We start from the raw sequence: 7565 nt of genomic DNA on the forward strand, positions 1-7565 counted from the left end.
GTAAGAAAACAACTGAAAAATTGTTCTTCGTTTAAATTCATCAATAATAATCGTAGATAATAAATAAGATTCGAAAATCAAAAATGCTGCTTTTGTAAATAAAGATGAAAACAATGAAGCTACAATTGCCCAACCTTCCCATTTACCAGTAATTCTAATAACATTAGAATCCTGTCCAGTGAATTCTCCTAGTTTATTGTCAGTACCTAAACCCATAATAATGATTGCTGTAATACCTAACACTATAAATAAGGTACACAACCAGGCTAAAAATAATTTAGATTTAGAAACTTTATTTAATTCAATTTTAATAAGCGACAACATAGATTCTTTCCTCCGAAGTGTAAATAAAGAATAAACTATTCAAACTAATCTCAACAAATATTTAATACAATAGCACATAGATACATACTGTTGGTATGTATGTGCTAAAAAAACAAACATACCCATGGTATGTAAAATAGGATTTTAATAACACACATAAAGTATGTTATTTTTTTAAGTATCAAAATGTAAAATAGATCGTTCAATTGATATTACATAGATAGAAATTAGTATTAACAAGCATGTCATGCAACTACTTATTTACTATTTTTTTAAGTGATCAAATAAGTTGAAAATCACCTCCATCATTTCATCAGAAATTAACTGTACCCCTAGACCTTCAAAAGTAAGTTTAATGAAATTCATTTTGCGCTTTAATTCTACTAATGAAAAAACGGAAATTTGAAAACCAATCCAAATATTTAGAGTTAAAACAATTAAATCTGCTAACTCTTCTGGATATTCTGTTTTAATAGACCCATCTTCAACACCTTCGTAAACTTTTTCTCTAATTTCGGGTAAAAAATCAGAAAATAGACCTAGATACTGCTCTCCCAATAAGCGTGGACTTCTTAGCATAATCGAAGCAGAGTAAACGAGCCTTTGGTGTTCAAAATTAGAGAAAGAATCCATCAAAGAATTTTGTATTTTTTCTAATCCAGTATTTCCTCTCCAATTATAATTAAAAATTTCTTGATTATTTTCGCTAATGATCGTTTGCAAAATATCATATTTAGACTCAAAATGATGATAAATAACACCTTTCGTTAATCCACCTAAACCATCTATGATATCTTGTATTGACGTATTATCAAATCCTTTTTCTAAAAATAAATCTTTAGAGACCTCTAGTATTTTTTTTCTAGTTTCATGTGAGTTTCTATTTCTTGCCATTCCAGTCCCTTTCTATCATACCAGCGGTATGTAACTTCTATTGTAGTGGACGAAACTAATAATGTCAAGTTTTTTATTTGAGTATAAACAAAAAGCCTTGAAACCAAGGCTTTTCATAATCCCTTTTGTTCAAGGGGTTCTAGTCTTTTACGAGCAGAGCTACACACTCGACATGCATGGAAACAGGGTATTGAGGTAACACCAAAGTATAAATCGTTTATTGAACACTGGGCAAAGCGTACACTCATCGTTCCTCCTCGAATGGACAGATATATTGAGAAGAATCTAGAGATTCAGCATATCTTTCAAGACTATGCTGCGCCTGATGATATTCTGCCTTATTCGATAGATGAAGGCTTTATTGACCTTACTAGCTCACTCTCTTACTTTATTTCTGATAAGTCAATGTCAAGGAAAGATAAGTTAGATAATGTTTCGGCTATGATTCAGAGAGATATTTACCGTAAAACAGGTATTATCTCAACTGTTGGAATGAGCAATTCCAATCCTCTTCTAGCTAAACTAGCTCTAGATAATGAAGCTAAGAAAACTGCTACAATGAGAGCTAACTGGTCATACGAAGATGTAGAAACCAAGGTATGGGCCATTCCAAATTTAACAGACTTTTGGGGGATTGGTAGTAAAACCGAGATTCATTTACAAAAACTTGGTATTCATTCAATCAAAGAATTAGCCAACTTCAATCCTGATATTCTCAAAAAAGAATTCGGTAAAGTAGGTGTTCAGCTTTGGTTTCACGCAAATGGAGTTGATGAGAGCAACGTCCATGAACCCTATAAACCAAAATCACGAGGATTGGGTAACTCACAAGTACTTCCTAGAGATTACAGAACCCAAAGAGAAATTGAAATCGTATTAGCTGAAATGGCTGATCAAGTTGCTAACCGTCTTCGCTCGGCACATAAGAAAGCTACTGTTGTTTCAATCCATATTGGCTATTCTAGGACTGAGATGAAAAAATCAATTAATGCTCAGAAAAAAATTGACCCAGCAAATCTTCCAAAAACAATGGTTGGTCATGTACTTGAATTATTCCGAAAGAAATACACCTCTGGTGCAGTGAGGCAAATCGGTGTGTCTTATGGTGGCTTTGTAGATGAAAACTTTACTCTACTGTCACTTTTTGATGATGTAGAACAAATTGAAAAAGAAAATAGACTTCAGACAGCAATTGATGTTGTCAGAGAACAGTTTGGCTTTTTAGCTATTCAAAAAGGAACCGTCCTAACCGAAGGTTCCAGAAATATTGAACGTAGTAAACTTATCGGCGGTCATTCCGCTGGTGGATTGGAGGGATTAAAATGATTGATCGTTCATACTTGCCATTTCAGTCAGCAAGAGAGTACCAGGATACTAAGATGCAAAAATGGATGGGCTTTTTCCTATCTGAGCATACATCAGCACTCACTGACGATGCAAACAAAGTAACGTATATGTCAGATTTGTCACTGGAGAAGAAATTATTACTCCTCAGTCAAGTTTATGCTGGGCAACTGAACACGCGCATTCATGTCGTTGAAAAAAACAAGCGTGTTTCTTATACTGGAACAATACCAAGTCTGAATAAAGATTTCATTTTGATAAAAACTCCAACAGGTCACATTAATTTGAAATTGAAAGACATTGTTAGTATTGAACTTGTAGAGGAGGTGCTCTATGAATCAGCTTGAGTTTCAGCGTAATCACCTACAAATGGACTATTACAGCGAGAGCTACCAAGATTTTGAACGTGACTTCTACCGCTACTCCAACATGAATATTCCATTGACCTTCCTGACCGATGATATCCTCAAAACAATGGCGACTTCATGTAAGAATTACTTTGTCCTGAATAAGGAGAAGTCTAAAGATAACCGCGATCACTTCTTCATATTTGAGGTAAGTACCATAGATGAAAATCCGCTAATCTACCGATATTCTTACAAGAATACAACAACTTACTTAGCACAAAAATAGGAGCAGTTCGATTTACTGTTCCTATTTTTAAACTTCATAAAATCTAAAGTCTTTATACTCTTTAACAATGGAGTCGCCAGCCAGAACAGACTATACTGACCAGCGACTACCTTAAATTTAATGTTTCAGATTTATTTTCTTATCTCTAATTTCATAAACTACATCAGCTACATTTTCGAGTAATCGTTTATCGTGGGTGATAAACACGATAGTTCCGGTGTACTCCTTCATTAGTATTTCCAAAGCCTCTAAACTTGGTATGTCAAGGAAGTTACTGGGTTCATCCATTATTAGGATGTTATATCTACCCATGAGCATTTTAGCAAGAAACAATTTTATAATTTCTCCACCGCTTAAAACAGATAAACTTTTTCCAATATCGTTCTGTTTGAACCCCATAGATGCTAGCACAGAACGAATTTCTGATATATTGTAATCACAATCCTTCTGCATAAACTCTATAACATTCTGATTACTGTTGTACTTGTAACCATTCTGTGCAAAGTAACCTATTTTTGCCTTAGGTGAAATAGAAATTCCTTCTTCATGGTTTAAGATCATTTGGATTAAAGTTGTTTTTCCGGTTCCATTACCACCAGTTAACGCCACTTTTGCTCCTAGCGGAATTTGAAAAGATGCATTTTCAAACAGTGCCTTATCCTCAAATACTTTATTAATTTCCGCACCGACTATAGGGTATGGATTATGGAGCTCCAATGCTTTACTTTGCCTGAAACGAATTCTGCGAATGTCTTCCGGAGCTTCTACTTTTCCTAAGGCCACAATCCTGTGCTCTAGGGATTTAGCGGCATTATGCATCTTTTTTTCCTTACTTCCTATTGATTTTTGATGAGCTAAACGCCCTCCGCCTTCAGTACTTTTTTTCTTTGAAGAACCTTTTGCCTTCTGTTCTATTTTACGAGCCTGTTTTCGCTTTTCCTCCGCAGCCCTTTCCAATCGGGCACGTTCCGCAATAAATTGTTCGTATTCTGCAGCTTGGCTCTTACGTTCTTCCTCTTTCTGACGAAGATAATCAGAATAGTTTCCCCAATACTCAGTGATTTTGCCATCTTTCAGTTCCCATATTTTATCTACTATTTCATCAAGAAAATAGCGGTCATGGCTAATTACTAACAGTGCACCTGTAAAATATTTTAGCTGTCCTATTAGAAAATCAATTCCTTCACGGTCTAAATGGCTCGTAGGTTCATCCGCTAAAATACCATGAACCTGTGCCGATAAGGCCTGTGCTATTTTAAGCCTTGTTTCTTCACCACCGCTCATGGTCTGTATATTTAATTGCTCAACACCTAGCTTGCCTACAAGTGCAAAATCTTTTTCCTCCTGCAGAGTTACTTCGTCCAACTGGGGAATATAGGCAAGTTCACCCAGATGATTCATCTTACATCCTGGGGAAATTAATTCTCCTAAAAGTACCTTAAATAAAGTGCTTTTTCCTGCACCATTTGCTCCTACTAAACCAATACGGTCATAATCATATACTTCTAATTCATTTATATCTAAAACATCGCGTCCTTTGAATTCCACACGAATGTCTTTTGCTTTTAATATCAATTCCATAACATTTCCTCCTGTCTATAATCGCATGCTTTCATTTGCTTGTACGCAGGGAAAACCCTGCGATTTTAGCAGGAAGAATTACATGAAAATAAGATACATAAATATCCCTCCAATATTATTTTATTTTATTTTAAATCTAATTTTCTAACCTCTGTTATCATTGGGCAAACTATAGCAATGCCAATAATTAAAATACCTGATAGTAAAAACCAATGATTTACACCAATTCTATCAGCATAGAATCCAGAAAGAATTAATCCAATTGGCATAGCAAATGACATAATACTTCCGGTCAAAGAAAATACACGTCCTAAATATTCAGGCTTAATCTTCTCCTGAAAAAGAGCTGTTTGCACACCGCTATAAAATGGCACAGAAAGCCCCATTACTGCACAGCAAGCTACAAATATAACAAATCCACTTGGAGGAAGTAATCCTGAAACTGCTAAACTGGCTCCCATTATAAAGAATGAACCTGTTATTAGTAATACACGCTTTTCAAAGTTCCCCAACCTTCCTAATAGTAGACCGCCTACTAGCATTCCAGATGCAAAAGCGATTTCGGTAATGGAAATATGCACAGGTGTTCCATTAAAGTATTCCATGCTAATTAAAGGAAATAGTGCATTAATTGGCATATACACAAACGTATATAGCGTTCCTAAGAGTAATAAGGCAAATAAGCCTTTGTTTTGTCTCAATGCGACAATTCCTTCTTTCATTTCTCTTAAGAAATTTGGTTTCAAACTTTGCACTTGATCGCCCAGCTTAGGAATACTTACAATTGCTACCGTAATAGATGCAATCACAGCGCCCAATACATCGATAGCAATAATTGCATTTAGTTTCCAAACGGAGTATAACAATGCTGCGGCCGCCGGACTAATAATATAGCTTATCGACTGCAAAGACTGACTATAACCTGCACATTTCGTAAGCTGTTCTTCTGGTACTAAAAGCGGCGTAACCGCATTGAGAGCCGGAGAATGAAAAGCCGTTCCAATGCTACGGATAAACAATACTACCATAACCATCCATACAGATAACTCCGTAAACAATGCAACAATAGCGAGCACTGCTCCAGCTACTGCTATAATTAAATCAGCACCAATCATTATCTTCTTCCTATCATGACGATCCACTAATACACCAATGGCTGGTCCAAAGACCGCATAGGGTAAAAACCCTAATAGTGAAGCCATAGACAAGACCATCGCAGATCCTGTTTTTTCTGTAAGGTAAAAAATTATCGCCATTTGCAGGATGGCACTAGTGATTAAAGATACCGCCTGCCCTGCCCATATTGCATAAAATTTTCGTTTCCAATTGTTGTATTTTTCCATTTATATTATCTCCTGCATATTATTTTGCTTAAATTTCTATTTTGAACAGCATTCTAGGCAATAAAAAATGCAGGCCAAAATCCACAATGTGGCTTTTGGTCTGCATACATACAATCTGGAAACATCCATATTAAAGACATAGTTAAATAAAGGTATAGTTAAATAACCTATATCCTCACCTCAACTAATGAATGCTCAATATCGTAAAAATAAGCACAACAAAAAAGCCAATCATTGGGATAGATTCTGCCTTTTTTATTGCCAGCTTATCTTAAACGCATTGATGCTGTCATAGTTTCGGTTCCTCCTACATCTTTATTTATATCAACCTATAGAATAACACAACAAAACGATGTGTTCAATACAAAAATAATCAAATGTATCTCATGATTCCATTTCGAAACCTGATTTGAAGGCTATGACGAAGTGTTTTATCTTCATTATCCATACCTAAATACACCTTCTCTTTTTATCATAACATTTTACAGCTCCTATTTCAACCTTTATATGTACTTGAAAGTAATTACTTGTCAGTGGTTTCTTTTCTTTTGATACTTTCCAATCTATTATTCTATCCAATTTTAGGGTCATATACGACTCAAATGTTAAGTTAAATGCCACAACATAAAAATAATGTGCATCATAGTAAAGGAGGTGGGAAGAATCGTATGTTGTTTTTCAGTATTATAAGGCGATTGATATCGAATATCTAGAACTAGCTCTTTTCGTATCATTTCCGACCATTCTCAGATTTTATCAATTCGATTTTGAGTATCAGATAATGGCGAATAATTTAGTAGTTCACTCGCAATAATTTGATAAACCTCTTTTTGTTCCTCTTTAGAAATTAAAGCTAACAAACTATCGATTAGAGACTGATTTTCCTCTTTGTTCAAAGAACGGTTTTCTAATAAAATCTTTTATATAACCAAAATGTCCTTTTTATTAAATAAGGATCTTCCTTTTAGATAACGTGTATGGTATTTTGCATCATATGCAAGTTCCGCTGCAAGAGTAGTTTGCGTTTCTAAGAAACTACCAAGGAGAGAAAAATCTCTATGTATCGTTTTTTCACTAACTCCAAACTCATCTGCTAGCCGTAACTTAGAAAGATGAGCACCTGACTGCAAACGCAGAAAAATCGTTAGTAAGCATTCTTGATTGTTCATATTCAACTCAATTCTAAAAAAATTATAACATCTCTAACAGTTTATATTCAATTGTTACCACTATTTCCATAGCAACCATTTAGACGACTTTGGATGGTGGGTATATTTCTATTCCCACAAACTCCTTGTCGATGGAAACAAACACGTACCCAAAGGGTAAATGGAAATAGAAACTGATAATTTCTAGCTATCACTTCTACCCACTTTAAAAATTTTCTCACTCTGATACTTCCCCACCCCAAGCTAAAAAGCCTTGTCTCCAAGGCTTTTCAAGATG

Annotated in this window: 5 protein-coding genes and 3 pseudogenes; 3 read left to right on the forward strand and 5 right to left on the reverse strand. The window is 35.0% G+C overall.

What is annotated here, in order from left to right; all coding sequences use genetic code 11:
• Both ACLOR3_RS06875 and ACLOR3_RS06880 read right to left on the reverse strand, forming a co-directional pair.
• Nucleotides 1–324, reverse strand: a pseudogene (locus ACLOR3_RS06875) (ABC transporter permease); the annotation flags it as partial.
• Nucleotides 325–588: 264 nt separating this feature from the next.
• Complete coding sequence (locus tag ACLOR3_RS06880; protein ID WP_411399836.1) at nt 589–1218, reverse strand: TetR/AcrR family transcriptional regulator; 630 nt, start codon at nt 1216–1218, stop codon at nt 589–591.
• Nucleotides 1219–1389: 171 nt separating this feature from the next.
• On the opposite strand from ACLOR3_RS06880, the pseudogene ACLOR3_RS06885 reads away from it, so the two are divergent.
• From ACLOR3_RS06885 to ACLOR3_RS06895, 3 genes and pseudogenes are all read left to right on the forward strand, one after another.
• Nucleotides 1390–2544, forward strand: a pseudogene (locus ACLOR3_RS06885) (DinB/UmuC family translesion DNA polymerase); the annotation flags it as partial.
• Nucleotides 2541–2909, forward strand: a complete 369-nt coding sequence (locus ACLOR3_RS06890) for a hypothetical protein (protein WP_046391443.1) — start codon at nt 2541–2543, stop codon at nt 2907–2909. The pseudogene ACLOR3_RS06885 and the gene ACLOR3_RS06890, both read left to right, overlap by 4 nt.
• The gene (locus ACLOR3_RS06895; protein ID WP_046391444.1) at nt 2896–3195 is read left to right on the forward strand and encodes a DUF5960 family protein; all 300 of its coding nucleotides are present in this window, start codon (nt 2896–2898) and stop codon (nt 3193–3195) included. The genes ACLOR3_RS06890 and ACLOR3_RS06895 overlap by 14 nt, the downstream gene beginning before the upstream one ends.
• Nucleotides 3196–3312: 117 nt before the next feature.
• Here the strand turns inward: ACLOR3_RS06895 and msr(D) are convergent, their stop codons facing one another.
• The 3 genes and pseudogenes from msr(D) to ACLOR3_RS06910 all read right to left on the reverse strand — a co-directional run.
• The gene (msr(D), locus tag ACLOR3_RS06900; protein WP_046391445.1) at nt 3313–4776 is read right to left on the reverse strand and encodes an ABC-F type ribosomal protection protein Msr(D); all 1464 of its coding nucleotides are present in this window, start codon (nt 4774–4776) and stop codon (nt 3313–3315) included.
• Between the two features lie 125 nt (nt 4777–4901).
• Nucleotides 4902–6119, reverse strand: coding sequence for a macrolide efflux MFS transporter Mef(A) (mef(A), locus tag ACLOR3_RS06905; protein WP_155211706.1), 1218 nt, complete (start codon nt 6117–6119; stop codon nt 4902–4904).
• Nucleotides 6120–6644: 525 nt separating this feature from the next.
• Nucleotides 6645–7288 (reverse strand): annotated as a pseudogene (locus tag ACLOR3_RS06910) (helix-turn-helix transcriptional regulator); the annotation flags it as partial.
• Nucleotides 7289–7565 lie beyond the last annotated feature (277 nt).

The sequence above is a fragment of the Streptococcus intestinihominis genome (assembly GCF_046824975.1).
In the GTDB taxonomy this organism is placed as follows: Bacteria; Bacillota; Bacilli; order Lactobacillales; family Streptococcaceae; genus Streptococcus.

Bases quoted from the DNA above. Each gene is read 5' to 3' on its own strand.
- ACLOR3_RS06880 (WP_411399836.1), bottom strand. From the start codon at position 1,218: ATGGCAAGAAATAGAAACTCACATGAAACTAGAAAAAAAATACTAGAG.
- ACLOR3_RS06890 (WP_046391443.1), top strand. From the start codon at position 2,541: ATGATTGATCGTTCATACTTGCCATTTCAGTCAGCAAGAGAGTACCAG.
- ACLOR3_RS06895 (WP_046391444.1), top strand. From the start codon at position 2,896: ATGAATCAGCTTGAGTTTCAGCGTAATCACCTACAAATGGACTATTAC.